This is a genomic window from Microbacterium sp. NPDC058342 (assembly GCF_042723935.1).
Classification (GTDB): Bacteria; Actinomycetota; Actinomycetes; order Actinomycetales; family Microbacteriaceae; genus Microbacterium.
The window spans coordinates 97,057-123,227 of sequence record NZ_JBHXID010000003.1 but is presented as its reverse complement, the minus strand read 5'-3'; the positions used below and the strand labels follow the sequence as shown (position 1 = coordinate 123,227).

The window sequence follows — 26,171 nt, the reverse complement described above, 5'->3', positions numbered from 1 at the left end:
GGCGATGGCCTCTCCGCTGCCCGTGCGCGACGGGGTCGGCGCGACCCGCCTGCACCTGCCGATGAGCGGTCCCTGGCCCACGATCGGCGCGTACATGGCCGAGCGGTTCTTCCACCTCGACCCGGAGCGGCTTCTGCGCCGATTCGATCGCGGTGAGATCGTCGCGCGCGACGGGACGACGCTGACCCGGGAGACGGCGCTGGGCGCCCACGAGTTCGTCTGGTACTACCGCGAGCCGCCGGTGGAGCGCGAGATCCCCTTCGAGATCGACGTGCTGCATCAGGACCGCGACCTGGTCGTCGCCGACAAGCCGCACTTCCTCCCGACGACGCCGGGCGGCAAGTACCTCCAGAACTCCGCGCTGGTGCGGCTGCGCAACCTGCTCGGGCTGGCGGAGCTCACCCCCATCCACCGGCTGGACCGGGCGACCGCGGGACTGCTGATGTTCTCGGTGCGCCCCGAGACGCGCGGCGCGTATCAGCTGCTCTTCGAGCGGCGTCAGGTCGAGAAGGTCTACGAGGCGGTGTCGGCGCTGCCTGCCGGCTGGGATGCCGCATCGCCCGCTCTGGGCGGCGAGTCGTTCCCGATCGTCTACCGCAACCACATCGAGAAGCTGCGGGCGCAGGTGTGCGTGCAGGTCGATGCCGGGCGCGAGCCCAATTCCGAGACGCTCGTCGAGCTGATCGGCTCCGACGACCGCGTTCTGCACACGCGGCTGCGTCCGCACTCCGGGAAGATGCACCAGTTGCGGGTGCATCTGGCCGCGCTCGGCGCCGGCATCCTGAACGACGGCTTCTACCCGGAGCTGCTGCCCGAGGCGGCGGACGACTTCGACAGGCCGCTGCAGCTGCTGGCGCGCGAACTGCGCTTCGTCGACCCGATCACGGGCGAGCCGCGCGAGTTCACGACCCGGCGGACGCTGCAGGACGCCCCGCGAGCGCGCTAGGTCATCGCACGGCTAGCGCCTCATGATGCGCCGCGCCAGCCACGTCCCCAGTGTCTGGGCGAGATGCACGAAGACCACGATCAGCAGCACGGCCGCCCACATCACGACGGGCTCGAACTGGCGGCGGCCGTACGTGAGGGCGAAGTTGCCGAGGCCGCCCGCGCCGATGTACCCGGCCATCGCGGTCATGTCGATCAGCGCCACGATCACGAAGGTGTAGCCGAGCACGAGCGGCCCCAGAGCCTCGGGGATCACGACGGTGAACAGCGTGCGCCAGGGCCCCGCGCCCATCGCGCGGGCGGCTTCGATGACGCCGGGCGAGACACCCACCAGGTGCTGCTCGACGATGCGCCCGATCGCGAACATCGATGCGACGACGAGCGCCACGATCGCGGCGTTCGTGCCGATCCCGCTGCCCACGACGAAGCGAGAGAACGGGATGAGGACCGTGATGAGGATCACGAACGGGATCGGTCTGAAGAAGTTGATGAACAGGTTGAGCAGGAAGGAGACGACGCGGTTCTGCAGCATCCCGCCCGGACGGGTGACATAGAGCCCGACACCGATCAGGCCGCCCAGGATGCCGCCGAACAGCAGTGTCAGCGAGACCATGTACAGCGTCTCGACCGCTGCTTCCCAGAACTCCGGGGCGAGTTCGACCAGGCGATCCATCAGCGCGTCTCCTCCCGGTCGATGTCGGTCACATCGACCTGTCGGCCGATCCGGGCGAGGGCCTCGTCGATGACCGCGTCGTCACCGCGGATCGCGAGGGTCAGATGTCCGAAGGCGCGCCCCCGGATGTCGTTGATGCCGCCGTAGACCAGCTCGAACTCGAGGCCCGCCTCAGCGAGATCGACGAAGAGTTGCGCCTGGGAGGGACCGCCGTCGCGGAACGAGAAGGTGACGAGCCGCCCGGTGTGGCGCTCGCGCAGCACGACCCGCTCGGCAGGCGAGGGGATGCCCTTGACGACCGTGCTCACGAAGCGCTGCGAGGCGGGATGCTGCGGGGCCGAGAAGACCTCGAACACGTCGCCGTACTCGATGACGCGGCCCCGGTCCATCACGGCCACCTTGGTGGCGATGGTCTGGATGACGTCCATCTCGTGGGTGATCACCACGATCGTCACCCCCTGCTCCTCGTTGACGCGCTTGAGCAGGGCGAGCACCTCGTGCGTCGTCTCGGGGTCGAGGGCACTGGTGGCCTCGTCGGCGAGCAGGATCGCCGGACGCGTGGCGAGGGCTCTCGCGATGCCGACGCGCTGCTTCTGCCCGCCGGAGAGCTGCTCCGGATAGGAGCGGGCCTTGTCGCTGAGGCCGACGAAAGAGAGGAGCTCGGCGACGCGGGCATCGATGTCGGAGGACGTCCACCCGGCGAGCTTCAGGGGGTACGCGATGTTGGCCCTGACCGTCTTGGAGGAGAACAGGTTGAACTGCTGGAAGATCATGCCGATACCGCTGCGCACGCCGCGCAGCGCACGCTCGGAGAGCGCGGTGACCTCGAAGTCGCCGACCGTGATGCGCCCGCCGGTCGCCGGTTCCAGCGCGTTGATCAGCCGCACGAGTGTGGACTTGCCCGCACCGGAGTATCCGATGATGCCGTAGACGTCGCCCTTGTCGATGTGGAGGGTGACGTCGTCGACGGCGGTGATCTCCTCCCCCGCCTTGTGCGGGGACGGATATCGCTTCGACACGTTCTCGAGTGAGACGATCGGCATGGATTCTCTCCGGCTTCCGGGTGCGGGCGGGCGATTCGCAGCGCCGGCCACCCGACACGGAGAATCGGGCGGCGCGATGGGGCGCCGCCCGATTCTCTCAGATCGATGCGGGTCAGTTGTCGGCCGCGACGTCCTGCTGGACCTTCGCGAGAGTCTTCGCCAGCTCCTCGCGGGAGATCTGCACGGTCACACCCGTCCCGCCCGAGGACTCGGCGAGGCCCTTCTGCACGGCCTCGTCGGTCTGGAAGATGTCGACGAGCTTCAGGTAGGTCTCGTCGTCGACGTCCTCCGAGCGCGCCGCGAAGATGTTGACGTAGGGCGCGGCGGCCGGGTCGGAAGCGTCGTCCGTGAACAGGGCGTCGTCGAAGGACAGGCCGGCGCCCTCGACGAAGTCGTTGTTGACGATCGCTGCTGCGACATCCGGCAGCGCCTCGGGAGTCAGGGCTGCTTCGAGAGCCGTCACCTTGACCTTGGACTTCTCCTCGTCGACATCGGAGAGATCCGAGAACGGCGAGCCTCCGTCGGCGAGCTCGATCAGCCCGGCGGACTGAAGAACGAGCAGCCCGCGTGCCTGGTTGGACGCGTCATCCGGCACCGCGACGGTCTCGCCCTCCTTGATGTCCTTCACGTCGTCGTACTTCGACGAGTACAGGCCGAGCGGGTAGGTCTGGGTCGAGCCGATCACGGCCAGATCCTCACCGGAGGCCTCGTTGTACTGGGCGAGGTAGATGACGTGCTGGAACTGGTTGAGGTCGATCTCGCCCTCGGTCAGTGCCGGGTTGGGAAGCTCGTAGGAGCCGAAGTCCACGAGCTCGACGTCGATCCCCTCCTTCTCAGCGGCCTCGACGAACGCGGGCCACTGCGGGTCGCTCTTGCCGACGACGCCGATCCTGACCGGCTCGTCCTTCCCACCCGAGGCGGGCGCGGAGCCCCCGTCCGAGTTCGACGCGCATCCGGCCAGGGATGCGATGAGTGTGGCCGCGGCTGCTGCGGCGGCGAAGGTGGTGATGCGGCGGGACATGTGGTGGCCTCTTCCTCTCGTGGGGGACTCGAGAAACGCTACGTGCGCAGGCCGCAGCACATCGAATCGATGCGACACACGGCGTCACAGATGTCAGGCCACGTCGTCGGCATCGGGCTGAGCGGTCTCGGTCATCGCCTCGAAGAACGCCGTGACGGCGCCGCGCTCGCTCGGTGACAGGCCGGCGACCACATCGAAGCGTCGCGCGTGGGAGCGGCCCACGCTCTCCCTCGCGACGCGTCTGGTCTCCTCGGTCACCTCGATGGCCAGGCTGCGACGGTCAGTCGGGTGCGGCGCGCGGGTGACGTGCCGCCCCGCCTCGAGCCGATCCAGAAGCTTGGTGGTCGAAGCCGACGAGATGCCGAGGTGAGCGGCGATCAGTCCGGGAGTGACGACCATCCCCTGTCGCTGCGCCGCGATGAGCATGCGCAGTGCACGCATATCGGTGTCGCCCAGCTTCATGTACCGCCGCGAGGCCTCGTTCATCCGTCGCTCCGCCTCGCGCCACCGGTGCATGGCGTCGAGCACGCCGACGATGCCGGCGAGATCCTCGTCGGACAGGTGCGATCGCCGCACGATCTCCTGATCCGGATCCAGCCTCACCGGATCGTGCAGGACCACGCGCGCCTCCCCCGGCGCCTTTCGACTGACCATGTCCGTTACTTTATGCGAATTGAAGATATATAGTCGGTGTGCATCTAGCTTACCTAGCAAAGGAGAGGTGGGCACGTGGACGCTGAGGAGCGAGTGATCCTGCTCGACGAGGACGGCAGCCCGCGCGGCGTCGCGGTCAAGTCCGCCGTCCACACCGAGAGCACTCCCCTGCATCTCGCCTTCTCCTGCCATGTCGTGGACCAGGACGGCCGGATCCTGGTCACCCGCAGGGCGCTCGGCAAGGCGACATGGCCCGGCACCTGGACCAACGCGTTCTGCGGTCATCCCGAGCCGTTCGAGCCGATCCCCGATGCGGTCGCGCGCCGAGGTCGCCAGGAGCTCGGCCTCGAGCTGCGGGACATGCGGCTGGTGCTGCCCGACTTCCGCTACCGCGCCGTCGACGCCTCGGGGATCGTCGAGAACGAGGTGTGCCCGGTGTACACCGCTGTGGCCGTGGGACCGCTCGTGCCGCACCCCGACGAGGTGATGGAGCACCGGTGGGTGAACCCGGCCGACCTCGCGGCGTCCCTCACCACCGCACCGTGGGCGTTCAGTCCCTGGCTGGTGATGCAGGCCGAGCAGATGTCCGCCGCCGGCGGCAGCATCCGCGCGGAGGCCTGGGAGAGCGCGGCATGAGAGTGCCCGAGACGACGATCGCCACCGACGTGGACGCGGTGATCGGACGGTTCTTCGCCCAGCGCATCGAACGCGCGGATGCACGAGGAGCCCGGCACGGCGAGATCTGGCGCAGGGCCGCGGAGGCCACGAACGGCGGCAAGCGGCTGCGGCCGCGCCTGCTCCTACTCGCGCACGAGGCGCTCGGCGGCGGTGACTCGCGCTCGGCCGAGACGGCCGCGGCCGCGTTCGAGCTGCTGCACACCGCGCTGCTGCTGCACGACGATCTGCTCGACGGCGACCTGGTGCGCCGCGGCCGGCCGAATCTCGCCGGCCGCTTCGCGGCGTCAGCGGTCGACGAGGGCGTCGCACCCGAGGCCGCGACGGCGTGGGGAGAGGCATCCGCTCTTCTCGCGGGCGACGTGCTCCTCAGCGGGGTGCACTCCCTGATCGCCGAGATCGAGCACTCCGCTCGTGCCGCACTGCACGCGCTCGTGGACGACTGCCTGGCGGTGACGGCGTCGGGCGAGCACTCCGACGTCGGCTATGCCCTGGGCGTCCTGAGGGCCGATGAGCACGAGATCCTGCGGATGATGGAGCAGAAGACGGCGTGCTATTCGTTCTCGGCGCCGCTTCGGGCCGGCGCACTGCTCGCCGGCGCCGACGCGCGCACGGTGTCCGGACTCGGCGGGATCGGCGCGAGCCTGGGCCTGCTGTACCAGATGCGCGACGACGTCATCGGCGTGTTCGGCGCGGAGACCCGCAGCGGGAAGACGGTGATCGGCGATCTGCGTGAGGGCAAGCGCACCCTCCTCATCGCCTTCGCCGAGCACAGTGCGCAATGGGCACAGGTGCGCCACCTGTTCGGCCGGACTCGACTGGATCTCGCCGACGCCGGCCGTCTGCGCGCGGCCCTGATCTCCTCGGGCGCTGCCGACCGGATGCAGCAGACCATCGCCGAGCAGCTGGACCGCGTCCAGCGCGAGATCGACGAAGCGCCGCTGCCCGATCCGCTGCGCGGCGCGCTGCGCCGGATCGCCGTGGACTGCGCGGGGCGGGACGCATGAGCGAGCACACCGGGCTCGAGCTCTACACGCGCACCGCTCGCGCGTCGTCCGCCCGGGTCATCCGCGCGTACTCGAATTCTTTCGGGCTCGCGAGCCGGATGCTTCCCGCCGAGGTGCGCGCCGGCATCGCCGACGTGTACGCGCTCGCGCGCGTCGCCGACGAGATCGTGGACGGCCCCGCGGCGGAGGCGGGCATGGATCCCGTCGCGACCCGTGCCCTGCTCGACCAGTTCGAATCCGAAACCGTCGCGGCGCTCTCTCGAGGTTTCAGCGCCAACCTCACCGTGCACGCGTTCGCCGCCACCGCCCGCGCCACCGGGATCGACGCCGGGCTGGTGCGCCCGTTCTTCGCATCGATGCGGGTGGACGCCGGTGATGTTCATCTCGACCTCGATGGATACCGGCGCTACATCCACGGCTCCGCGGAGGTGGTGGGCTCCATGTGCCTGCGCGTCTTCACTCTCGAGGACCCGGCGCTCGTGCTGGACGAGGAGATGGAGGAGGGCGCGCGCCGGCTGGGCGCGGCCTTCCAGAAGGTGAACTTCCTGCGCGACCTCGCGGATGACTCCGCGCGGCTCGGCAGGTCGTACATCCCCGGGGTGGACCCCGCGACGATCACCGACGCGCAGAAGGACACCGTCGTCGAGGACATCGCCGCGGACCTCGATGCCGCCCGGCTCGCCATCGGGCGCCTGCCTGCAGGCTCGAAGCGCGCCACGGCGGCGGCCGCCGCCCTCTTCGGCCGGCTGAACGATCAGCTGCGCGCCACACCGGCCGACGAGCTGCGTCGTCGTCGCGTGTCGGTGCCGACAGCGGTGAAGCTGCGTCTGGTCGCAGCGGCGGCCATGGGCCGGGTCGGCGCATGAGCCCGGCGCAGCGCATCGTCGTGATCGGCGGCGGCATCTCCGGGCTGGCCACGGCCGCCCTGCTGGCCCGCAACGGCGCCGAGGTCACCCTGATCGAGGCCCGGGATGAGCTGGGCGGGCGCGCAGGGCGGTGGGAGTCAGGCGGATTCACCTTCGACACCGGGCCGTCCTGGTATCTCATGCCCGAGGTGTTCGACCACTTCTTCCGGCTGATGGGCACCTCTTCCGCCGAGCAGCTGGAGCTCCTGCGGCTCGACCCGGCGTATCGCGTGTACTTCGAGGGCGACGCGGTGCCGTTCGATCTGCCGGCAGACGGAGCTCGGGACGCCCTCGTCTCGCTGGACCCGGCATCAGCCGAGCGCCTCGACGCCTATCTCGCCTCGGCCGCCGACACTTACGAGCTCGCGACGTCGCGGTTCCTCTACAGCACCTACGAGTCGCTGCGTCCTCTGCTGGGCACGGACACGCTGCGCAGGCTGCCCCGACTCGCCAAGCTGCTGGGCGAGCCACTCGATCGCCGGATCCGGCGACACTCGCGCGAGCGGCGCGTGCAGCAGGTGCTCGGCTACCCCGCGGTGTTCCTGGGCACATCCCCGGCAGCCGCGCCGGGGATGTACCACCTGATGAGCCACCTCGACATCGGTCAGGGCGTCCTGTATCCGCGCGGCGGCATCGCCGCGGTGATCGATGCGATCGCCCGCCTCGCCGCGCAGCACGGCGTCGACATCCGCACCGGATGCCGCGCGCAGCGGATCGTCGTGCAAGCCGGTGCCGCCCGCGGGGTCGACGTCGTGGATGCCGACGGGAGAGCCGGACGCCTTCCCGCCGACGTCGTGGTGTCCACCGCCGACCTGAACGTCACCGAGCGGCAGCTGCTCGACCCTCGGCACCGCAGTCGCAGCGAGGGGTGGTGGCGACGTCGGGAACCGGGCCCCGGTGCCGTGCTCGCCCTGCTCGGCGTTCGAGGAGAGCTGCCGGAGCTGGCCCATCACACCCTGTTCTTCACCCGCGACTGGGAGGCGGGATTCGACGCGATCTACGGCGATCGTCCGAGCATCCCGGATCCCGCATCGATCTACGTGTGTCGTCCCAGCGTCAGCGACGACGTCGCCCCGGTCGGTCACGAGAACCTGTTCGTCTTGATCCCCGTGCCCGCCGACACCGCCATCGGGACGGGCGGTATCGACGGCACCGGGTCCCCGACCGTCGAGCGCACCGTGGACGCGGCGATCGATCAGATCGCGACCTGGAGCGGTGCAGCCGACCTGCGCGAGCGCGTCGTGCTGCGCCGCAGCATCGGCCCGGCGGACTTCGAGCGCGAGTTCGGCGCGTGGCGCGGCGGCGCGCTGGGACCGGCGCACACGCTGCGCCAGAGCGCGCTGCTGCGCGGATCGAACTCCTCGGCGAAGGTGAAGGGACTGCTCTTCGCCGGCGCCACGACGATCCCCGGGATCGGCCTGCCGATGTGCCTGATCAGCGCCGAGCTCGTCGTCAAGCGGCTGCGCGGCGACCGATCGGCCGGCCCCCTCCCGGAGCCGCTGTGAGCCTGCTCTACCCGGCGTTCCTGCTCGTCTCGCTCGCGGGTGTGACGGCGCTCGATCTGCGCCACCGTCTCTTCCTGGGGCGCAGCCCGTTGCGCGCGCTGGTGGTGCTGGGCGTCGGCCTGGTGTTCTTCCTGCTCTGGGACATCGCCGGGATCGGCCTGGGCATCTTCTTCCGCGCCGACGGACCGTTCGCCACCGGCATCCTCCTGGCGCCCGATCTGCCACTGGAGGAGCCGTTGTTCCTGCTCTTCCTCTGCGAGCTCACCATGGTGCTCTCGTGCGGTGCGCAGCGGATGCTGGAGCGAAAGCGTGAGGAGAAGCCGTGACCTATCTGCTCCTGTGCGCCGGCTTCCTGCTGCTGGCGGTGATCGCCGCGACCGTGCTGCGCCGGCCCGGCGGGCCGTCGTCGGGGGCCCTGGCGATCGCCGCCGCGGCACTCATCCTGCTGACGGCCGTGTTCGACAACCTGATGATCGCCGCCGGCCTGTTCTCCTACGCCGACTCCCACGTGTCGGGGCTGCGCATCGGCGCCGCTCCGATCGAGGACTTCGCCTACCCGCTCGCGGCCGTCATCCTTCTTCCTGCCCTGTGGAGCCGGCTGACGACCGCGCGGTCCGCCGATGACCGTGTCGTGGAGGGAGGGGAAGAGTGATCGCCGACCTGTTCACCGCGTCCCGGCCGCTGAGCTGGATCAACACCGCCTACCCCTTCGCGGCCGCGTATTTGCTGGTCGCACGAGAGGTGGATGCTCCGCTGATCATCGGGGCGGTGTTCTTCCTCATCCCCTACAACCTCGCCATGTACGGCGTGAACGACGTCTTCGACTACGCATCCGACCTCGCCAACCCGCGCAAGGGCGGCGTCGAGGGCGCGCTGCTCACACCGGAGAAGCACCGCACGGTGCTGCTGGCCGCGCTGCTGACCGCGCTGCCCTTCGTCGTCGCGCTCGTGATCCTCGGCGGGCCCGGCTCCTGGATCGCGCTCACGGTCAGCCTGTTCGCCGTCGTCGCGTACTCGGCGCCGCCGCTCCGGTTCAAGGAGGTGCCCATGCTGGACTCGCTCACCTCGAGCGTGCACTTCGTGAGCCCGGCCGTCTACGGCGTCCTCCTCGCGGGCGGCACGTTCACCCCGGGCCTGATCGCCGTCCTCGCCGCGTTCCTGTTCTGGGGCATCGCCAGCCACGCGTTCGGTGCCGTGCAGGACGTGGTGCCCGACCGCGACGGCGGCATCTCATCGATCGCCACCGTGTTCGGCGCCGCACGCACGGTGCGCCTGGCGCTGGTCTGCTGGAGCGCCGCCGGGCTGCTGATGCTCACCACCGGGTTCCCCGGTGCGCTCGCCGCGGTGCTGGCGGTGCCGTACCTCGTGGCGGCGGCCCCGTACGCCCGCGTGCCGGATGCCGACTCCGCGCGGGCCAACCGAGGATGGCGGCACTTCCTCTGGATCAACTACGCCTGCGGTTTCGTCGTGACCACGCTCCTGATCGTGTACGCGATGCGGACGGCATGAGCCGGGAGCGCCGAGGCGGAGAAGTCCTGACGTTCAGCCCAGTTCCTCGGTGAGCTCGAACCAGCGCAGTTCCAGTTCGTCGATCTCGTCCTGCTGCGCCTGAATGGCCTTCATCTTCTCGCCCAAGCCCGCGTAGTCGGACTGGTCGTGCTCGGCCAGCGCATGCTTGGCGCGGTCCACCTGATCGTTGAGCTTCTGCATCCGCCGTTCCAGCGACGCGAGCTCCTTCTCGGCACTGCGCCGGGCCGACCCCTCGAGCGTCGGCGTCGCAGCAGCCGCGGCGGAGGAGATGGTCGCCGTCCCGGGATCCGACCTCTGCTCCAGCGCCCGCAGACGCAGGTACTCTTCGACTCCGCCGGGCAGATGCCGCAGCCGCCCGCCCATCACCGCGTACTGCTGGTCGGTCACCCGCTCCAGGAAGTACCGGTCGTGCGAGACCACCAGCAGGGTGCCCGGCCAGGAATCGAGCAGGTCCTCGATCGCGGCGAGCATGTCGGTATCCATGTCGTTGGTCGGCTCGTCGAGGATGAGGACATTCGGCTGGTCCAGGAGCACGAGCAGCAGCTGCAGTCGTCGCTGCTGGCCCCCGGAGAGGTCCTTGACCTGCGTCGACAACTGCGCGGAGCTGAAGCCGAGACGCTCGAGGAGCTGACCGGGGGTGAGCTCCTGCGCTTTCGATCCCGCGCCGAACGTGTACGACGTGCGCAGACCGCCGATGACGGTGCGCACCGGGTCGTTCCAGTGCTGCTCGAGCTCGTCGATGCGCTGCGTGAGCGTGCGCACCTGCACGGTCTTGCCCCGCTTGACGCGTCCGCTGGTCGGTTCGATGGAGCCTGCGACGAGCCCGAGCAGCGTCGACTTGCCGGCGCCGTTGACGCCGAGGATGCCCGTGCGCTCCCCCGGCGCGATGCGCCACTCGACGTCCTTGAGCACCTCCCGGTCGCCATACGACACCCCGGCGTCGAGCAGGTCCACGACGTCCCTGCCCAGACGCGATACGCCCAGCGATCGCAGCGAGACGGTGTCGCGGATCTCGGGGACATCGGAGATCAGCTCGTTGGCCGCGTCGATGCGGAACTTGGGCTTGCTCGTGCGGGCCGGGGCTCCGCGGCGCAGCCAGGCGAGCTCCTTGCGCGCGAGGTTCTGGCGCTTCGCCTCGGTCGCCGCGGCCATCCGGTCGCGCTCGACGCGCTGCAGGATGTATGCGGCATACCCGCCGTCGAAGGGCTCGACGACGCGGTCGTGCACCTCCCAGGTCTCGGTGCAGACCTCGTCGAGGAACCAGCGGTCGTGCGTGACGACGAGGAAGGCTCCGGCGTTCGCAGCCCAGCGCTTGTTCAGATGAGCGGCGAGCCAGGTGATCGCCTCGACATCGAGATGGTTGGTCGGCTCGTCGAGCGCGACGACGTCCCAGTCCTGGGCGAGGAGTGCGGCCAGCGCGACTCGGCGGCGCTGGCCGCCGGAGAGATCGGCGACCGGGGCGTTCCACGGGAGGTCGGCGAGCAGCCCCTGGATGACGTCGCGCACCTTCGCATCGCCGGCCCACTCGTGCTCCGGCATGTCGCCCACGACGGCCTCGGCTATCGTGTGCGCGTCGTCGAGCGTGTCAGCCTGGTCGAGGACGCCGATGCGGGTTCCCGACCGGACCGTCACGCGTCCGGCATCCGGCTCCTTGCGGCCCGCGAGCATGGCCAGCAGGCTCGACTTGCCGTCGCCGTTGCGGCCGACGATTCCGATGCGGTCGCCCTCCTCGATTCCGAGAGTGACGGAGTCGAAGACGACCTTGGTCGGGTATTCCAGGTGGAGGCCCTCGGCCCCGAGAAGATGTGCCATGTCCTTTCAAGGGTAGTCGCGCGCACGCGAACGGGCCGCCCCGGAGCATCCGGAGCGGCCCGCCGCAGCGCTGAAAGCGATTACTTGTAGGACTTGACGATCTCGAGCAGGCTCGGGACGTTCGCGTACGCCTCCTCGGCGTTGTCCTTGGTGACGATCACCGGGGGAAGCAGGTACGCCGGCACGATCTTGTTGCCGTTGTCGTACGACTCCTCGTCGTTGACCTCCGCCTTCTCGCCCTTCTGCAGCTGGCCGACCATCTTGATCGCCTGCTGCACGAGCAGCGTGGTGTCCTTGTTGATCGTGGAGTACTGCACGCCCTCCATGATCGACTTCACCGACTCCACCTCGGAGTCCTGACCGGTGACGACCGGGACGGGCTTTCCGGCCTGCTGCACCGAGGTGATGATGGCGCGGGCGAGCGTGTCGTTCGGGGAGAGGACGCCGTCGAGGACGGTGTCGCCACCGTACGATCCGGTCAGGATCGTGTCCATGCGGTTCTGGGCGTTCTCCGCCAGCCAGCCCTCGGTCGCGGTCTGGGCGATCGCGGTCTGGCCGGAGACGACCTTGAGCGTGCCATCGTCGATCTTCGGCTGCAGGATCTCCATCGCACCGTCGAAGAAGACCGGTGCGTTGGCGTCGGTCGCAGCTCCCGAGAACAGCTCGATGTTGTACGGAGCGTCGTGTCCGGCGCGCTCGGCGAGCCCGTCGAGCAGCGCCTGGCCCTGCAGCTGGCCGACCTTGAAGTTGTCGAACGCGACGTAGTAGTCGACCGCGTCGGTGTTCTCGATCAGTCGGTCGTAGGCGATGACATAGGCGCCGGCGTCCTTGGCCGCCTGCACCTGCGTCGACAGCTGCTTGCCGTCGTTCGCTCCGATGATGATGACCTTGGCGCCGTTCTGCACCATCGCCTGGATCTGGTTCTGCTGCTCCGCGACGGTGTTGCTGGAAGGCGCGTACTGCACGTCGGCCTTGTAGCCGGCCGACTCGAGGCCCTTGGTGAACAGGTCGCCGGCCAGCACCCAATTCTCGCTGGTCTTGTCCGGCAGAGCGACGCCGATCGTCGAGCCTGCGTCGAATCCGGAGGTTTCCTCTTCGGTCCCGGTCCCGCCTCCGGTGTTGCCACGTTCGCCGGAGCAGCCGGTGAGGGCGAGAGCTGTCGCGGCGACAAGCGCTGTGGCCGCAAATGCCATTCTCTTCATGCGATCTCTTTCTCTGTTTCTTGGTGGAGACGACGCCGCTCAGGAGCGCGACGTGGTCTCCTTCTTGCCGCTCGCGGAGTCCGCGGCGGAGGTCGGATAGTCGGTGAGGTTCGGGGCGTCCTGATGGCCGCGGCGGCGTGTCATGAAACCGATGAGCGAGGGGCGCCCCTGCTGCTTGTTCCAGACGTCGACCCCGACGGCGATCAGCAGCACGAGGCCCTTGATCATCGAGACGACGTCCGACCCCTGCCCGAGCAGCTGCAGACCGTTGTTGAGGAAGCCCATCACGAGACCGCCGATGATCGATCCGATCACGGTGCCGATGCCGCCGGCGACGGCTGCGCCGCCGATGAACACCGACGCGATCGCGTCGAGCTCCCAGCCGTTGCCGTCGCCAGGTCCGGAGGCCTGCGAACGTGCGACGAAGATCATCCCGGCGAGCGCCGCCAGCACCGACATGTTCATCATGACGAAGAAGTCGACCCAGCGGTCCTTCACACCCGACAGGCGTGCAGCCTGGCGGTTGCCGCCGACTGCGTATAGGTGGCGACCGAAGACGGTGTTGTTGGTGATGAACGAGTAGATGATCACCAGCACAAGCAGGATGATTCCCGGTACAGGGAAGCTCGTGCCCGGTCGGCCGGTCGCGAACATCCACGCAGCGGCCAGCACCACGATCGACAGCAGCACGACCTTGGTGACGCTCACCCAGAGCGGTGCGCGATCAGCGCCCATCTTCTGCTGGATGCGACGAGTGCGGATCTCCCAGAACACGAGCCACGCAACGCCCGCGAGCGCGAGCAGCATCGTGAGGACGTTGAACTGGAACGGACCGCCGAGCTCCGGCAGATATCCGGTGCCGATGTACTGGAATCCCTTGGGAACGGGGATCGTCTGAGCGTCGCCGATCCACTGCTGAGCGCCGCGGAAGAAGAGCATCCCGGCCAGCGTCACGATGAAGGCGGGCACGCCGACGTACGCCACCCAGAACCCCTGCCACGCACCCACCAGCGCGCCGACCAGCAGACCGAAGAGGATCGCCAGCGGCCAGGGCAGATTCCACTCGGTCATGGACTTGGCCACGACGATTCCGGTGAACGCCGCCACCGATCCCACCGACAGGTCGATATGGCCCATGATGATGACCATCACCATGCCGATCGCCAGGATCAGGATGAACGAGTACTGGTTGATGACGTTGATGAGGTTGCCACTGGTCAGCGTCGCCCCGTTGGGGCCATTGCGCAGCAGGGTGAGGATCTCGAACAGCACGATGATGACGATCAGGCTGCCGAGGATGCCGAACTGACGAAGCGACGACGTGCCGTTGCCGCCGAGCATCTTGCGGATGTCGCCGAAGCGGAAACCGTGCTTCTCGGTGACCGTGGTGTTCGTGGTGCTCATGCGTTCGCCTTCTGGTTCGTGGAGGTCATGCTGCGCATGAGCGCCTCCGGGGTGGCCTGGTCAGCGGGGATGCAGTCGGTGACGCGCCCCTCGAAGATCGTGTAGATGCGGTCGGAGATACCCATCAGTTCGGGCAGTTCGCTGGAGATGACGATGACGCCCTTGCCGGAGGCTGCCAGCTCGTTGATGATCGAGTAGATCTCGTACTTGGCCCCGACGTCGATGCCGCGCGTGGGCTCGTCGAGGATCAGGAGATCGGGGTCGGTGAACATCCATTTCGCCAGCACGACCTTCTGCTGGTTGCCGCCGGAGAGCTTGGAGACGCCCTCCTCGACGCTGGGCGTCTTGATGCGCAGGGCCTTGCGGTAGCGCTCGGCGACCGCGTACTCCTCGCGGTCGTCCACTACGCCGCGGCGAGCGATCTTCGACAGTTTCGCCGCGACGGTCGAGCGCTTGATGGTGTCGAGCAGGTTCAGACCCAGGCTCTTGCGGTCCTCGCTGACGTAGGCGAGGCCGTGCCGGATGGCGGATGCCACGTCGCGCAGCTCGATCTCCTGGCCGTCCTTGAACATCCGCCCACCGAGGAACGTTCCGTAGGAGCGCCCGAAGATGCTGCGAGCGAACTCGGTGCGCCCTGCGCCCATGAGGCCGGCGAGGCCGACGACCTCACCGCGGCGGACGGTGAGATTCGAGCCCTTGACGACCATGCGCTCCGCGACGGTCGGATGCTGCACCCACCAGTCCTTCACCTCGAAGAAGACCTCGCCGATCTCGGGGGTGCGGTCGGGATAGCGGCTCTCCAGCGAGCGGCCCACCATCCCGCGGATGATGCGGTCCTCGTTGATCTCACCACGACCGACGTCGAGCGTCTCGACCGTGCGGCCGTCGCGGATGATCGTGATCTCGTCGGCGATCTGCTCGATCTCGTTGAGCTTGTGACTGATCATGATCGAGGCGATGCCCTTGGCCTTGAGCCCCAGGATCAGATCGAGCAGGTGCTGCGAGTCGTTCTCGTTGAGTGCGGCGGTCGGCTCGTCGAGGATGAGCAGCTTGACGTCCTTGTTCAGCGCCTTCGCGATCTCGATGAGCTGCTGCTTGCCGACGCCGAGGTGTTTGATGGCGATGTCGGGGTCCTCGTTGAGGCCGACTCGTGCGAGCAGCTCGGTGGTGCGCCGCCGCGCTTCGCGCCAGTCGATGATGCCACCGCGTGCCAGCTCGTTGCCGAGGAAGATGTTCTCGGTGATCGACAGCTCGGGGATGAGCGCGAGCTCCTGGTGGATGATCGCGATGCCCGCCTGCTCGCTGGCCGCGATGTCCTTGAAGCGCTGCTCCTCGCCGTACAGCAGGATGTCGCCGTCGTAGCTGCCGTAGGGGTACACGCCGGAGAGCACCTTCATGAGGGTGGACTTCCCGGCACCGTTCTCGCCGCAGATCGCGTGGATCTCGCCGGCCCGGACGGTGATCGAGACGTCGGCGAGCGCCTTGACCCCGGGGAACTCCTTGGTGATGCTGCGCATCTCGAGGATGGGCCCCGCGACGTTCGACAGCGTGGTTGTGATGCTCACGAATCTTCCTCGATGCAGGTGGCATGCCTTGGCACGACCGATGTGACCGTTCACATGGGCTACCCCATCGTGCACCGCTCGATCCGGCGTGTCAAGTGCAGGCGCAGGATCGGGATGTCAGCGTGATGCCGACGACTCCCGCAGGCGCAGCACGGGCTCCAGCGCGCCGAACACCGGGGGCTGCTCGCCGCGGATCTGCGCGAGCAGGATCCGCACGGCCCGCCCGCCCAGCTCGGTGAAGTCCTGATGCACGGTGGTCAGAGTCGGGTTCATGTGTGCGGCGACCGGGATGTCGTCGAATCCGACGACGCTGACGTCTTCCGGCACCCGCAGCCCGGCGTCGCGGAACCCGTGCATGAGCCCGATCGCCATGAGGTCGTTCGCCGCGAACACGGCGGTGAAGTCCCGGCGCCGGGCGAGCTCCTTCCCCGCGAAATGCCCGAAGTCCGCCGTCCAGTCCCCGCGGATGGGCGGGATCGTGGGCAGGTCGGCATCCCGCAGGGCGTCGAGGTAGCCGCGCATCCGCGACTCCGCCTCGATCCAGTCCTGGGGACCGGCGAGGTGGAGGATGTCCGCGTGGCCCAGTCCGATCAGATGCTGGGTGATGATGCGAGCGCCGGCGACCTGATCGGCCGACAGCGTCATGCCGTCGGAGCCGGATGCCGTCTGCAGGCTGACGAACGGCACGGCGGTGGCCATGCCGCGCATCACGTTGAACACGCGCACCTGCGGTGCGAGCACCACGACGCCATCGACGCTCTCCCTCCCGAGCTGACGCACAGCGGCCCCGATGGCCTCGGGCGTCGTCTCGGTGAGGTTCAGCGTGGTGACGGAGTAGCCCTCGGCGCGCGCCGCCTCTTCGATGGCGGCGATGGAGGACGTCGGCCCGAACTCGCCGATGGTGGCCGAGAGGATGCCCAGCGTGTGCGATCGGCTGGTGACCAGAGCCCTGGCGGCGAGATTGGGGCGGTAATCGAGCACCGAGATCGCGTCGAGCACCTTCGCCTTTGTCTCCGGGCGGATGCTGGGATGGTCGTTTAGCACGCGCGAGACCGTCTGGTGCGAGACGCCCGCCAGTCGCGCGACATCCCGGATGCTCGGCGTCCTGGCACGCTCGGAGGACGCGGTCACGGCATGCCTCCTCGCATGTTCACGGTCACATGGATGTGACCATCATGTCACGCGGCGCGAGTCGGTGCATCAGTCGGGATCATCGGCGTGCAGGGCCCGGGTGACGAGAGCTCGAACGACGGTCTCTGAATCCGGCGCACGATGCTTTGTCCATGTGCACGAGTCGGCGAGCCGCTGTCGTCGTTCTGCACGAACCGCACACACCGGCCAGCGCGTATTCTCAGCCCGACGACGTCGCCACGTCCTGCGATGACGCCCTCGACGACCAGGAGCGCACGACATGAACGATCTGAACGACCTCGGCGCCTGGTTGCGAGACGCCCTTCCCGGCATGCTGACCGACACGCGCGTGCCCGCGGCGTCGATCGCCATCCTGGCGGGCGGGCAGGTGTTCACGACGGCGGCCGGGATTCTGAACCGGAGCACGGGCGTGGAGGCCGACGAGGACTCGGTGTTCCAGATCGGCTCGATCACGAAGACCTGGACCGCCACCCTGATCATGCAGCTCGTCGACGACGGACTGCTCGATCTGGACGCACCCGTGCAGCAGATCATCCCGGAGTTCAAGCTCGGCGACGCCTCTGCCGCCAAGAGCATCACCACCCGGCACCTGCTGAGCCACGTCAGCGGTTTCGAGGGCGACCTCTTCAACGACACCGGTGCGGGCGATGATGCCGTCGAGAAGTACCTGGCGACGATCACCGACGTCCCGCAGCTCTTCTCCCCCGGTGAGCGCTTCTCCTACAACAACGCCGGGTTCGTCGTCCTTGGACGCATCATCGAGCTCCTCCGCGGCGTGCCTTTCGATACGGCGCTGCGCGAGCGCCTGGCGTCTCCGCTCGGTCTCACGCATGTCGCAACGACGGCGTCGGAGGCGATCATGTTCCGGGCCGCGCTCGGCCACATCTCCGGCGAGGTGGGCGGCGATCCGGTGCCCGCCCCGGTGTGGAGTCTCGTCAGATCCAATGCCCCGGCCGGCGCGATGCTCGCCATGACCGCGCGTGACTTCGTCGGTTACGCCCGCATGCACCTGAACGGCGGCATCGCGCCGGACGGCACTCGCGTCCTGTCAGAATCCGCGGTGCGCGCTATGCAGCAGCCGCAGGTGGACGTGCCGGACCTCGGTCTGCTCGGCGGCTCCTGGGGGCTCGGCTGGGGGATCTTCGACTGGGATGGCGGACCCGTCATCGGCCACGACGGCGGCACCATCGGTCAGAGCGCCTTCCTGCGCATCGTCCCGGCGGCAGGGGTCGCCGTCGCGATCCTCACCAACGGCGGGGATGTGATCGCCCTCTACGAGAGGATCATGACGAAGGCGCTCGCGGCGTTGGCCGGGGTGAGCGTGCCACCGCTCCCCGTTCCGCCGGAAGAGCCCGTCGCCGTCGACCTCGAGCGAATTCTCGGCACCTACTCGTCGTCCGTCACAGACACCACGGTGCGCGTCGACGAGGCAGGCCGGATCTGGCTGGATCGCACGATGAAGGGGGCCTTCGCAGAGCTCGGTCCGGCGCCGGAGCCGGTTGAGGTGGTCGGATGGCGGGGCGACACGCTGCTCACGCGCGAACGGCAGAGCGGCATGCACCTGGCGTTCGCGTTCCTGGGGCGCGATGGCGGCGACCGGGCGGCCTACATGCACAACGGTCGCGCCGACCGCCGCGCCGGCAGCAGGTGACGACAGGGTGCACGAGGGGCGCCGAGCGCTGCCGCCGCGGAGTGAGCGGCAGCGCTCCCCGGGATATCGCCCGGCCGTCGACTCCCGTTGCGCGGCTCGTGACCGCCACTGCGAGTGTCCGCTGATCCTCACTCGTGATGAGCACCATGCATTTGACACATTGATCTCAACACGCACGGCGCTCCTCGCACCATAGAGTGGATGCCGATTGATCGATCCGATCAATCAGCATCCCGGGCTGAAAGTGATGGTGATCGAATTGGCCAGCCTCGATGAGACCGATCGGCGCATCCTCGCCGTGCTCGATTCCGACCCGCGTCGCCCCGTGGCGCTGATCGCGCAGGATCTGGGCCTTGCCCGGGGAACCGTGCACGCGCGGCTGGCACGGCTGGAGTCCAGCGGCATCCTGCGCGCGCACAGCTCTCGAGTGCTGCCGTCGGCCCTCGGCAGGGGCGTCTCCGCATCGATCCAGGTCGAGCTCGATCAGCATCAGATCAGCGCCGCCATCTCGGCGCTCAGCCGCGTACCCGAGGTGCTGGAGTGCTTCGCGCCCGCCGGCGAGACCGACCTGCTCCTGCGCGTCGTGGCTCGCGACCCCGACGACCTCTACCGTGTCGCGGAGGTCGTTCGACTGTGTCCCGGCATCCTGCGCACGTCGACGAGTCTCTTCCTGCGCGAAGTGATCCCCTACCGCGTGAGCGAGCTGCTGACGGCGCCCTGACGCCGGTCAGGTGCTGAGGATCTGCGCCCCCGCCACCGGACCGTGCACGTGCAGCGCGTCGCGGCCCGTGGCACGCAGCTCCTCCTGCACGGCACGCGCGGCATCCGGACCTGCGCACAGCAGCGCGATGGTCGGTCCGGATCCCGACACGATACTGGTGAGCGCCCCCATGCGCACACCGTCCGCGAGCGCGAGCTCGAGGTCGGGACGGTCGATCACCGCCGCCGCCTCGAGGTCGTTCATCATCACCGGGGCGAGCTCCTGGGCATCCCCGGCGCGAAGTGCCTGGAGAAGCGCGACGGGCACGTCGAGCATGTCCAGCGGATCGTCGGCGAGCGCGTCGCCGTGCGCGCGCATGCGGTCGAGTCGGCCGTACACGGCCGGGGTCGACAGGCCTTGCGCACTGAGCACCAGCACCCAGTCGAAGCGACCTCGGGCCAGTGCGGGCGTCAGCACGTCGCCCCGCCCTGTGCCGACGGCGGTTCCGCCGTGCAGCGCGAAGGGCACGTCCGCGCCCAGCCGTACCGCCAGCTCGTGCAGCCCCCGCGGGCCGAGCTCGGTCCCCCAGAGGGCGTCGCACGCGACGAGGGCAGCGGCGGCGTCCGCCGACCCCCCGCCCATGCCGCCCGCCACCGGCACGCCCTTGCGGATCTCCAGGTGCACCCCGTCGTTCACGCCGGCTGCGTGCGCCAGCATCCTCGCGGCCCGCATCGCCAGATTGCGGTCGTCCGTCGGGACATCGGTGACGTCGACGTCACCCGACACCTCCAGGGAGAACCCGGCCGAGGGGTGCGCACGCACGTCCTCGTACAGCGAGACCGCCTGGAAGACGGTCGCCAGTGCGTGGTAGCCGTCGTCGTGGCGGGGACCGACGCCCAGGTACACGTTGATCTTCCCCGGCGCGCGCACGTGCACGGGATCCGGATGACGCGCCATGCTCACCTCGACTCACCCCGCTCGCTCAGCACCGCTTGCCCGCTCCCGATCCGCTTCACAGGTCGGACGAGACCGACCACAGGTTCACGTCGACCCCGTGCGCGAGCGCGTCGATCGCCGTGAGCTCCTCATCGGAGAACGCGGGACCGTTTAGCGCGGCGATGTTCTCGTCGAGCTGCGCGGGGCGCGAGGCGCCGATCAGCGCGGAGACGACGACCGGGTCCCGCAGCGTCCACTGCAGCGCCATCTGGGCCAGGCTCTGCCCGCGCTCCGCGGCGATGTCGTTCAGCCCGCGCAGGACGGCGAGGGCCTCTTCCGAGAGAGGCTTCTGCGGAAGCGATCCGCGCTTCTGCGCCCGCTCGGCCGTGCCGTCGGCGAGGTACTTGCCGGTCAGCAGTCCCTGGGCGAGCGGGGTGAAAGCGATCGCCCCGATGCCCTGGGCGCGGAGCGTGTCGGTCAGCCCGTCCTCGACCCAGCGGTTCAGGATCGAGTACGACGGCTGGTGGATCACGAGCGGTGTGCCCAGGTCGCGCGCGACGGCGAGGGCCGCCTCGGTGCGCTCGGCGCTGTAGGACGAGATCCCGACGTACAGCGCCTTGCCCTGGCGGACCAGGGTGTCCAGCGCACCGATCGTCTCCTCCACCGGTGTAACCGGGTCGACGCGGTGCGAGTAGAAGATGTCGACGTAGTCGAGCCCCATACGGGTGAGCGACTGCTCTGCACTGGCGAGGATGTACTTGCGGCTGCCCAGGTCGCCGTACGGTCCCGGCCACATGTCCCAGCCCGCCTTGGACGAGATGATCAGCTCATCGCGGTACGACCCCAGGTCTTCCGCGAGGATGCGGCCGAAGTTCTTCTCGGCCGAGCCGTACGGCGGGCCGTAGTTGTTCGCCAGATCGAAGTGGGTGATACCGCTGTCGAACGCGTGCCGCAGCAGGGCACGCTGGTCGTCGAGCGGGATGTTGTCGCCGAAGTTCCACCACAGGCCGAGCGAGATCGGCGGCAGGTAGAGGCCGGAGGAGCCGACCTGCCGATACTCGAAGCGCTGATAGCGATCGGGCGCCGCGACGTACGGGCGGTGGATCTCGGGGACGTCGGGGCGGAAGCGCGGATCGGTCACTCAGCCAGGCTAGCTCAGCGCGCGGCGAGCGCGATGCGGTGGTAGTCGTCGACCGTCAGGTCCTCGCCGCGACCGGTGGGAGCCACTCCGGCGGCCTCGAGGATCTCGGATGCGGATGCCGAGCCGCCGAGCAGACCCGACAGCGCCTGGCGCAGCATCTTGCGGCGCTGGTTGAACGCCGCGTCCACGATCTCGAAGGTTCGCCGGCGCTCGTGCTCGTCTCCGCGCGGTTCGGGGTCGCGGTGGAAGCCCACCAGCAGGCTGTCGACGTTCGGCACGGGCCAGAAGACCTGACGGGACACGTTCCCGCACAGCCGCCAGGGGCCGTACCAGGCGGCCTTCACGCTCGGCGCGCCGTAGATCTTCGAGCCGGGCTTCGCGGCGAGCCGCTCGGCCACCTCCGCCTGCACCATCACCACGCCGCGCTGCAGGGTCAGGAAGGTCTCCAGGAAGTGCAGCAGCACCGGGACCGACACGTTGTAGGGCAGGTTCGCGACCAGCACGGTGGGGTCGCCCGGTAGCTCGGTGACGCGCATGGCGTCGGCATCCACCACCGTCAGGGCGCCGGCGGGCACTCCGCGCTCGGCGGCCGTGCGCGGCAGGCGCTCCGCGAGCCGGTGATCGATCTCGACGGCCGTGACGGATGCCCCGGTCTCCAGGATCGCCAGGGTCAGCGAGCCGAGCCCCGGCCCGATCTCCACGACCCGCTCCCCCGGCTGCACGTCCGCCGCCTGCACGATCTTGCGCACCGTGTTGGCGTCGACGACGAAGTTCTGCCCCAGCTTCTTCGTGGGCGTCACATCGAGTTCGGCGGCGAGGCGGCGGATCTCGGTGGCGCCGAGCAGGGAGACGGTCATGCGTCCATTCTCCCGTATGTCGGCAGTCGCTCTAGGATCGACCGGGTGACCGGACTGGGAGAGCTCATCGCGCCGCAGCGCCTGGGCCGCGACTTCCGCTGGCTGATGTCCGCGGCGTGGACCAGCAACATCGGCGACGGCATCGCGCTCGCGGCTTCGCCCCTGCTCATCGCGTCGATGACCTCCTCGCCCGTGCTCGTGGCGTCCGGCGCCATGCTGCAGTTCCTTCCCTGGCTGCTGTTCGGCCTGCACGCCGGCGCCATCGCCGACCGGGTCGAGCGGCGGATGCTCGTGATGCTCGCGCACGGCATCCGCGCCGTGGTCGTGCTGGCGCTCGTGGTGTTCCTCGTGACCGGTACCGCGAACATCGCGATCGTCCTTGCGGTCTCGTTCCTGTACGGTACGGCCGAGGTGTTCGCCGACACGACCAGCGGCACCCTGCTGCCGATGATGGTGAAGCCCGCGGATCTCGGGATCGGCAACGCCCGCCTTCAGGCCGGCTTCCTCGTCGCGAACCAGCTGGCGGGGCCACCGCTGGGCGCCTTCCTGTTCGCGCTCGGAGCGTTCTGGCCGTTCCTGGTGCAGGTGCTGGCCGTATCGATCGCACTGGTGCTGGTGTCGCGGATCGCCCGGCAGCCGGTGCCGCCCCGCGCGAACGCTCACGAGAAGACGCACGTCCGGCAGGACATCGCCGAGGGTGTGCGGTGGGCCTGGCGGAACAAGCCGGTGCGCACGCTGATCATCATCATCCTGGCGTTCAACGTCACCTGGGCGGCCCCGTGGGGCATCCTCGTGCTGTACGCGACCGAACACCTGAGGATGGGACCGGTCGGCTTCGGCGCACTCACGACGGCATCCGCTCTGGGCGGCCTCGCCGCCACCCTCGTCTTCGGCTGGCTGGAACGGCACGTGTCCTTCGCCACGCTGATGAAGATCTGCCTGTCGCTCGAGGTGCTCATGCACCTGGCGTTCGCGCTGACGACGAACGGAGCGGTGGCGCTGGCGATCATGTTCGGTTTCGGCGCGTACGCGTTCGTCTGGGGCACGATCTCCACCACGGTCCGGCAGCGTCTGGTGCCGCACGAGCTGCAGGGCCGCGTGGGCTCGGTCAACATGTTCGGCGTGTTCGGCGGGATGGTGATCGGACAGGCGCTGGGCGGCCTGATCGCGCAGGCGTGGGGGCTGACCGCCCCGTGGTGGTTCGCATTCGGCGGCGCCGCCCTGACCCTGCTGCTCATGTGGCGGCAGATCTCGCACATCGCCGCGGCGAAGCCGGTGCTCGAAGACGAGGGCGGGTCGCCGAGCGGCCCCGTTCAGTCGAACGAGCCGTAGACGGCGAGGGTGTTCGCCGCGAGCTGCGTGCAGAGCTCGTCGACGTCGACGTCCAGCTCCGCGGCCATGAAGCGCACCGTGAGGGGCACGAGGTAGGGCGCGTTGGGCCTGCCGCGCAGCGGCACCGGGGTGAGGAACGGGGCGTCGGTCTCGACCAGGAGGCGCTCGAGCGGCGTCACGTGCAGGGCGTCGCGCAGGTTCTGAGCGTTCTTGAAGGTGACGTTGCCGGCGAACGAGAGCCAGTACCCGGCATCCGCCGCGACCCGCGCCATCGCCTCGTCGCCGGAGAAGCAGTGGAACACGATGCGGTCGGGCGCGCCGACGCGCGCAAGGGTCTCGAGGACGTCGTCATGCGCATCGCGGTCATGGATCTGCATCGCGATGCCGTGCTTCTTCGCCAGCGCGATGTGCGCCTCGAACGACTCGTGCTGCGCGGGACGGCCCGACTCCTCGGTGCGGAAGTAGTCCAGCCCGGTCTCACCGATCGCCCGCGTGCGCGGGTGGGCGGCGAGTTCGTCGATCACCGCGATCGCCTCGTCCAGGCGCCCCTCCGCCGCGTACGTCGGCGCGTCGTTCGGGTGGATCGCCACGGCGGCGAGCACGCGCGGGTCGGATGCCGCGGCATCCACCGCCCAGCGCGAGGACTCGATGTCTCCGGACGCCTGCACCACCCCGGCGATCCCCACGGCGGCGGCTCGGTCCAGCTGCTCGCGCAGCGAGAGCGGCTCGACGCCGTCGGTGATCTCCAGGTGGCAGTGGTTGTCGTACACCGGTGTCGCGAGGCGCTCCGGCGCCTCCGGATAGCTCAGATCCCTGCGCCCGCCGGCGGAGCGCTCGCGCACGTAGGTGTCACCCATGTCCTCGGCGGCCCGCGTCAGGCGGTCTGCTCCACGCGGGGGAACAGCGGGGCGAGCGCCGAGACGACGGTGCCGGGCTTGAGCGCACCCCACGCACCGGCCTCGCGGATCGGCTGCGCGGTCAGCGCACCCAGAGAGCTCTCCGCCCCCAGGGCGTCCCACAGCGTGCCGGTGGACTGCGGCATGACCGGCGAGAGCAGCACGGCGAGCGCCCGAAGGCCCTCGGCGCACGTGTACAGGACGGTGCCCAGGCGTTCGCGCTGCCCCTCGTCGCGCGCCAGCGCCCACGGCTCGTTCTCGGTGATGTACAGGTTCAGGTCGTCGACGATGGTCCAGACGGCGTGGATCGCCTCGTCGATGCGGAACTGTTCGATCGCGGCGTCCGCCGCGATCACGGCATCCGCGGTCTTCTTCTGCACCACGAGGTCGCGCTCGGTGTACTCGCCCGGTGCCGGGACGACGCCGCCGAAGTACTTCTCGATCATCGCGATCGTGCGCGAGGCGAGGTTGCCGAAGCCGTTCGCGAGCTCGGCCTGGTAGCGGGCCGAAAGATCCTCCCACGAGAACGAGCCGTCCTGGCCGAACGCGATCGCCGACAGGAAGTAGAAGCGGTACGCGTCGGAGCCGAACACGTCGGTGATCTCGGTCGGCGCGATGCCGGTGAGCTTCGACTTGGACATCTTCTCGCCGCCGACGAGCAGCCAGCCGTGGGCGAAGACGCCCTTGGGCACGTCGAGTCCGGCGGCCATCAGCATCGCCGGCCAGATGACGGCGTGGAAGCGCAGGATGTCCTTGCCGACCACGTGATAGCCCGGCCAGCGGCGCTCGAACATCTGCTGGTCGGCGCCGTAGCCGATCGCCGTGGCGTAGTTCAGCAGCGCGTCGACCCACACGTAGATGACGTGCGACTCGTCCCACGGCAACGGGATGCCCCAGTCGAACGTCGAGCGGGAGATCGACAGATCCTTCAGCCCCTGGCTGACGAACGACACCACCTCGTTGCGCGCCGAGTCCGGGCGCACGAAATCGGGCTCGGTCTTGTACAGCTCGAGCAGGCGGTCCTGGAACTCACTGAGCTTGAAGAAGTAGTTCTTCTCCTGCAGCAGCTCGAGAGGCTTCGAGTGGATCGCGCAGACCTTCAGCCCCTCGAAAGGACCGGTGCCGTCGACGATCTCGGACTCGGGCTTGAACTCCTCGCAGCCCACGCAGTACAGCGCCTCGTACTCACCGGCGTAGATGTACCCCGCGTCGTAGAGCTTCTGGAAGAACACCTGCACGTTCTTCTCGTGCCGCTCCTGCGTGGTGCGGATGAAGTCGTCGTTCGCGACGTCCAAGGTCCTCAGCAGCGGGAACCAGCTCTCACCGACGAGCTTGTCCACCCATTCCTGCGGGGTGACGTCGTTGGCGGCTGCCGCACGGAGCATCTTCTGCCCGTGCTCGTCGGTGCCGGTCAGCATCCAGGCGTCATCGCCCGCCTGGCGGTGCCAGCGCGCCAGCGTGTCCACGGCGACGGACGTGTAGCCGTGGCCGATGTGCGGCACGTCGCTGGGATAGTAGATCGGCGTGGTGATGTAGAAGGATTCGCCTGCGGGCATGGGATCGAT

At 68.9% G+C, this 26,171-nt stretch carries 25 protein-coding genes; 11 read left to right on the top strand and 14 right to left on the bottom strand.

Annotation, left to right across the window (positions count from 1 at the left end; translation table 11 throughout):
• Positions 1–4: 4 nt before the first annotated feature.
• On the top strand, positions 5–946 hold the full coding sequence (locus ACFWHT_RS14370) for a pseudouridine synthase (protein WP_378829747.1): 942 nt from the start codon (positions 5–7) through the stop codon (positions 944–946).
• Between the two features lie 12 nt (positions 947–958).
• On the opposite strand, the gene ACFWHT_RS14365 is transcribed toward ACFWHT_RS14370, so the two are convergent.
• From ACFWHT_RS14365 to ACFWHT_RS14350, 4 genes are all read right to left on the bottom strand, one after another.
• Entirely contained in the window at positions 959–1,618 is a 660-nt protein-coding gene (locus ACFWHT_RS14365) for a methionine ABC transporter permease (RefSeq protein WP_378829745.1), read from the bottom strand.
• Positions 1,618–2,661 (bottom strand): methionine ABC transporter ATP-binding protein, encoded by a 1,044-nt coding sequence (locus ACFWHT_RS14360; RefSeq protein WP_378829743.1) that lies wholly within the window; start codon positions 2,659–2,661, stop codon positions 1,618–1,620. The genes ACFWHT_RS14365 and ACFWHT_RS14360 overlap by 1 nt, the downstream gene beginning before the upstream one ends.
• 112 nt (positions 2,662–2,773) lie before the next feature.
• Positions 2,774–3,682: a MetQ/NlpA family ABC transporter substrate-binding protein gene (locus tag ACFWHT_RS14355; RefSeq protein WP_378829741.1), complete on the bottom strand. Its 909-nt coding sequence runs from the start codon at positions 3,680–3,682 to the stop codon at positions 2,774–2,776.
• 93 nt (positions 3,683–3,775) lie between these two features.
• The gene (locus tag ACFWHT_RS14350) at positions 3,776–4,336 is read right to left on the bottom strand and encodes a MarR family winged helix-turn-helix transcriptional regulator (RefSeq protein ID WP_378829738.1); all 561 of its coding nucleotides are present in this window, start codon (positions 4,334–4,336) and stop codon (positions 3,776–3,778) included.
• Between the two features lie 75 nt (positions 4,337–4,411).
• Here ACFWHT_RS14350 and idi point away from each other — a divergent pair, with 75 nt between their 5' ends.
• From idi to ACFWHT_RS14315, 7 genes are read left to right on the top strand one after another with little or no spacing between them, the layout of a single operon-like run.
• The gene (gene idi / locus ACFWHT_RS14345) at positions 4,412–4,972 is read left to right on the top strand and encodes an isopentenyl-diphosphate Delta-isomerase (RefSeq protein WP_378829736.1); all 561 of its coding nucleotides are present in this window, start codon (positions 4,412–4,414) and stop codon (positions 4,970–4,972) included.
• Positions 4,969–6,018 (top strand): polyprenyl synthetase family protein, encoded by a 1,050-nt coding sequence (locus ACFWHT_RS14340; RefSeq protein WP_378829734.1) that lies wholly within the window; start codon positions 4,969–4,971, stop codon positions 6,016–6,018. The genes idi and ACFWHT_RS14340 overlap by 4 nt, the downstream gene beginning before the upstream one ends.
• On the top strand, positions 6,015–6,884 hold the full coding sequence (locus tag ACFWHT_RS14335) for a phytoene/squalene synthase family protein (RefSeq protein ID WP_378829732.1): 870 nt from the start codon (positions 6,015–6,017) through the stop codon (positions 6,882–6,884). The genes ACFWHT_RS14340 and ACFWHT_RS14335 overlap by 4 nt, the downstream gene beginning before the upstream one ends.
• Positions 6,881–8,428 carry a phytoene desaturase family protein gene (crtI, locus tag ACFWHT_RS14330; RefSeq protein WP_378829730.1) on the top strand — a complete coding sequence of 516 codons (1,548 nt, stop codon included), beginning with the start codon at positions 6,881–6,883 and terminating at the stop codon, positions 8,426–8,428. The genes ACFWHT_RS14335 and crtI overlap by 4 nt, the downstream gene beginning before the upstream one ends.
• Positions 8,425–8,754: a lycopene cyclase domain-containing protein gene (locus tag ACFWHT_RS14325; RefSeq protein ID WP_378829727.1), complete on the top strand. Its 330-nt coding sequence runs from the start codon at positions 8,425–8,427 to the stop codon at positions 8,752–8,754. Before crtI ends, ACFWHT_RS14325 begins: the two co-directional genes overlap by 4 nt.
• A complete protein-coding gene (locus ACFWHT_RS14320) occupies positions 8,751–9,080 on the top strand; it encodes a lycopene cyclase domain-containing protein (protein ID WP_378829726.1) in 330 nt (109 codons plus the stop codon). The genes ACFWHT_RS14325 and ACFWHT_RS14320 overlap by 4 nt, the downstream gene beginning before the upstream one ends.
• Positions 9,077–9,937, top strand: coding sequence for a prenyltransferase (locus ACFWHT_RS14315; protein WP_378829724.1), 861 nt, complete (start codon positions 9,077–9,079; stop codon positions 9,935–9,937). Before ACFWHT_RS14320 ends, ACFWHT_RS14315 begins: the two co-directional genes overlap by 4 nt.
• 33 nt (positions 9,938–9,970) lie before the next feature.
• Here ACFWHT_RS14315 and ACFWHT_RS14310 read toward each other — a convergent pair whose 3' ends face one another.
• From ACFWHT_RS14310 to ACFWHT_RS14290, 5 genes are all read right to left on the bottom strand, one after another.
• A complete protein-coding gene (locus tag ACFWHT_RS14310) occupies positions 9,971–11,770 on the bottom strand; it encodes an ABC-F family ATP-binding cassette domain-containing protein (RefSeq protein ID WP_378829722.1) in 1,800 nt (599 codons plus the stop codon).
• Positions 11,771–11,850: 80 nt separating this feature from the next.
• Positions 11,851–12,972: a substrate-binding domain-containing protein gene (locus ACFWHT_RS14305; protein WP_378829719.1), complete on the bottom strand. Its 1,122-nt coding sequence runs from the start codon at positions 12,970–12,972 to the stop codon at positions 11,851–11,853.
• A gap of 39 nt (positions 12,973–13,011) precedes the next feature.
• Positions 13,012–14,376 (bottom strand): multiple monosaccharide ABC transporter permease, encoded by a 1,365-nt coding sequence (mmsB, locus tag ACFWHT_RS14300; protein WP_378829717.1) that lies wholly within the window; start codon positions 14,374–14,376, stop codon positions 13,012–13,014.
• Positions 14,373–15,893, bottom strand: a complete 1,521-nt coding sequence (gene mmsA / locus ACFWHT_RS14295; protein ID WP_378830019.1) for a multiple monosaccharide ABC transporter ATP-binding protein — start codon at positions 15,891–15,893, stop codon at positions 14,373–14,375. The genes mmsB and mmsA overlap by 4 nt, the downstream gene beginning before the upstream one ends.
• A 165-nt stretch (positions 15,894–16,058) precedes the next feature.
• Positions 16,059–17,072, bottom strand: a complete 1,014-nt coding sequence (locus ACFWHT_RS14290) for a LacI family DNA-binding transcriptional regulator (protein ID WP_378829715.1) — start codon at positions 17,070–17,072, stop codon at positions 16,059–16,061.
• A gap of 280 nt (positions 17,073–17,352) precedes the next feature.
• On the opposite strand from ACFWHT_RS14290, the gene ACFWHT_RS14285 reads away from it, so the two are divergent.
• Positions 17,353–18,744, top strand: coding sequence for a serine hydrolase domain-containing protein (locus tag ACFWHT_RS14285; RefSeq protein ID WP_378829713.1), 1,392 nt, complete (start codon positions 17,353–17,355; stop codon positions 18,742–18,744).
• Positions 18,745–18,991: 247 nt separating this feature from the next.
• On the top strand, positions 18,992–19,465 hold the full coding sequence (locus ACFWHT_RS14280) for an Lrp/AsnC family transcriptional regulator (RefSeq protein ID WP_378830017.1): 474 nt from the start codon (positions 18,992–18,994) through the stop codon (positions 19,463–19,465).
• Between the two features lie 6 nt (positions 19,466–19,471).
• On the opposite strand, the gene ACFWHT_RS14275 is transcribed toward ACFWHT_RS14280, so the two are convergent.
• Genes ACFWHT_RS14275 through rsmA form a run of 3 tightly spaced genes read right to left on the bottom strand, consistent with a single transcriptional unit; the run spans position 19,472 to position 22,378 of the window.
• On the bottom strand, positions 19,472–20,401 hold the full coding sequence (locus tag ACFWHT_RS14275; RefSeq protein ID WP_378829711.1) for a 4-(cytidine 5'-diphospho)-2-C-methyl-D-erythritol kinase: 930 nt from the start codon (positions 20,399–20,401) through the stop codon (positions 19,472–19,474).
• Positions 20,402–20,456: 55 nt separating this feature from the next.
• On the bottom strand, positions 20,457–21,521 hold the full coding sequence (gene mgrA / locus ACFWHT_RS14270; protein WP_378829709.1) for an L-glyceraldehyde 3-phosphate reductase: 1,065 nt from the start codon (positions 21,519–21,521) through the stop codon (positions 20,457–20,459).
• Between the two features lie 14 nt (positions 21,522–21,535).
• Positions 21,536–22,378: a 16S rRNA (adenine(1518)-N(6)/adenine(1519)-N(6))-dimethyltransferase RsmA gene (gene rsmA, locus ACFWHT_RS14265; protein ID WP_378829707.1), complete on the bottom strand. Its 843-nt coding sequence runs from the start codon at positions 22,376–22,378 to the stop codon at positions 21,536–21,538.
• A gap of 45 nt (positions 22,379–22,423) precedes the next feature.
• Between rsmA and ACFWHT_RS14260 the strand changes: the two genes are divergently transcribed.
• Entirely contained in the window at positions 22,424–23,710 is a 1,287-nt protein-coding gene (locus ACFWHT_RS14260; RefSeq protein ID WP_378829705.1) for an MFS transporter, read from the top strand.
• Here ACFWHT_RS14260 and ACFWHT_RS14255 read toward each other — a convergent pair.
• Positions 23,692–24,567 carry a TatD family hydrolase gene (locus tag ACFWHT_RS14255; protein ID WP_378829702.1) on the bottom strand — a complete coding sequence of 292 codons (876 nt, stop codon included), beginning with the start codon at positions 24,565–24,567 and terminating at the stop codon, positions 23,692–23,694. The two genes, ACFWHT_RS14260 and ACFWHT_RS14255, sit on opposite strands and share 19 nt — an antisense overlap.
• A 17-nt stretch (positions 24,568–24,584) precedes the next feature.
• Positions 24,585–26,162 carry a methionine--tRNA ligase gene (gene metG, locus ACFWHT_RS14250; protein WP_378829700.1) on the bottom strand — a complete coding sequence of 526 codons (1,578 nt, stop codon included), beginning with the start codon at positions 26,160–26,162 and terminating at the stop codon, positions 24,585–24,587.
• Positions 26,163–26,171 lie beyond the last annotated feature (9 nt).

Coding starts and splice junctions, on each gene's coding strand:
- ACFWHT_RS14360 (WP_378829743.1), bottom strand. CDS start 2,661: ATGCCGATCGTCTCACTCGAGAACGTGTCGAAGCGATATCCGTCCCCG.
- mmsA (WP_378830019.1), bottom strand. CDS start 15,893: ATGCGCAGCATCACCAAGGAGTTCCCCGGGGTCAAGGCGCTCGCCGAC.
- ACFWHT_RS14305 (WP_378829719.1), bottom strand. CDS start 12,972: ATGAAGAGAATGGCATTTGCGGCCACAGCGCTTGTCGCCGCGACAGCT.
- rsmA (WP_378829707.1), bottom strand. CDS start 22,378: ATGACCGTCTCCCTGCTCGGCGCCACCGAGATCCGCCGCCTCGCCGCC.
- mmsB (WP_378829717.1), bottom strand. CDS start 14,376: ATGAGCACCACGAACACCACGGTCACCGAGAAGCACGGTTTCCGCTTC.
- ACFWHT_RS14275 (WP_378829711.1), bottom strand. CDS start 20,401: ATGGCGCGTCATCCGGATCCCGTGCACGTGCGCGCGCCGGGGAAGATC.
- ACFWHT_RS14350 (WP_378829738.1), bottom strand. CDS start 4,336: ATGGTCAGTCGAAAGGCGCCGGGGGAGGCGCGCGTGGTCCTGCACGAT.
- ACFWHT_RS14355 (WP_378829741.1), bottom strand. CDS start 3,682: ATGTCCCGCCGCATCACCACCTTCGCCGCCGCAGCAGCCGCGGCCACA.
- ACFWHT_RS14370 (WP_378829747.1), top strand. CDS start 5: ATGGCCTCTCCGCTGCCCGTGCGCGACGGGGTCGGCGCGACCCGCCTG.
- ACFWHT_RS14340 (WP_378829734.1), top strand. CDS start 4,969: ATGAGAGTGCCCGAGACGACGATCGCCACCGACGTGGACGCGGTGATC.
- ACFWHT_RS14255 (WP_378829702.1), bottom strand. CDS start 24,567: ATGGGTGACACCTACGTGCGCGAGCGCTCCGCCGGCGGGCGCAGGGAT.
- ACFWHT_RS14365 (WP_378829745.1), bottom strand. CDS start 1,618: ATGGATCGCCTGGTCGAACTCGCCCCGGAGTTCTGGGAAGCAGCGGTC.
- ACFWHT_RS14335 (WP_378829732.1), top strand. CDS start 6,015: ATGAGCGAGCACACCGGGCTCGAGCTCTACACGCGCACCGCTCGCGCG.
- ACFWHT_RS14285 (WP_378829713.1), top strand. CDS start 17,353: ATGAACGATCTGAACGACCTCGGCGCCTGGTTGCGAGACGCCCTTCCC.
- crtI (WP_378829730.1), top strand. CDS start 6,881: ATGAGCCCGGCGCAGCGCATCGTCGTGATCGGCGGCGGCATCTCCGGG.
- ACFWHT_RS14280 (WP_378830017.1), top strand. CDS start 18,992: ATGGTGATCGAATTGGCCAGCCTCGATGAGACCGATCGGCGCATCCTC.
- metG (WP_378829700.1), bottom strand. CDS start 26,162: ATGCCCGCAGGCGAATCCTTCTACATCACCACGCCGATCTACTATCCC.
- ACFWHT_RS14310 (WP_378829722.1), bottom strand. CDS start 11,770: ATGGCACATCTTCTCGGGGCCGAGGGCCTCCACCTGGAATACCCGACC.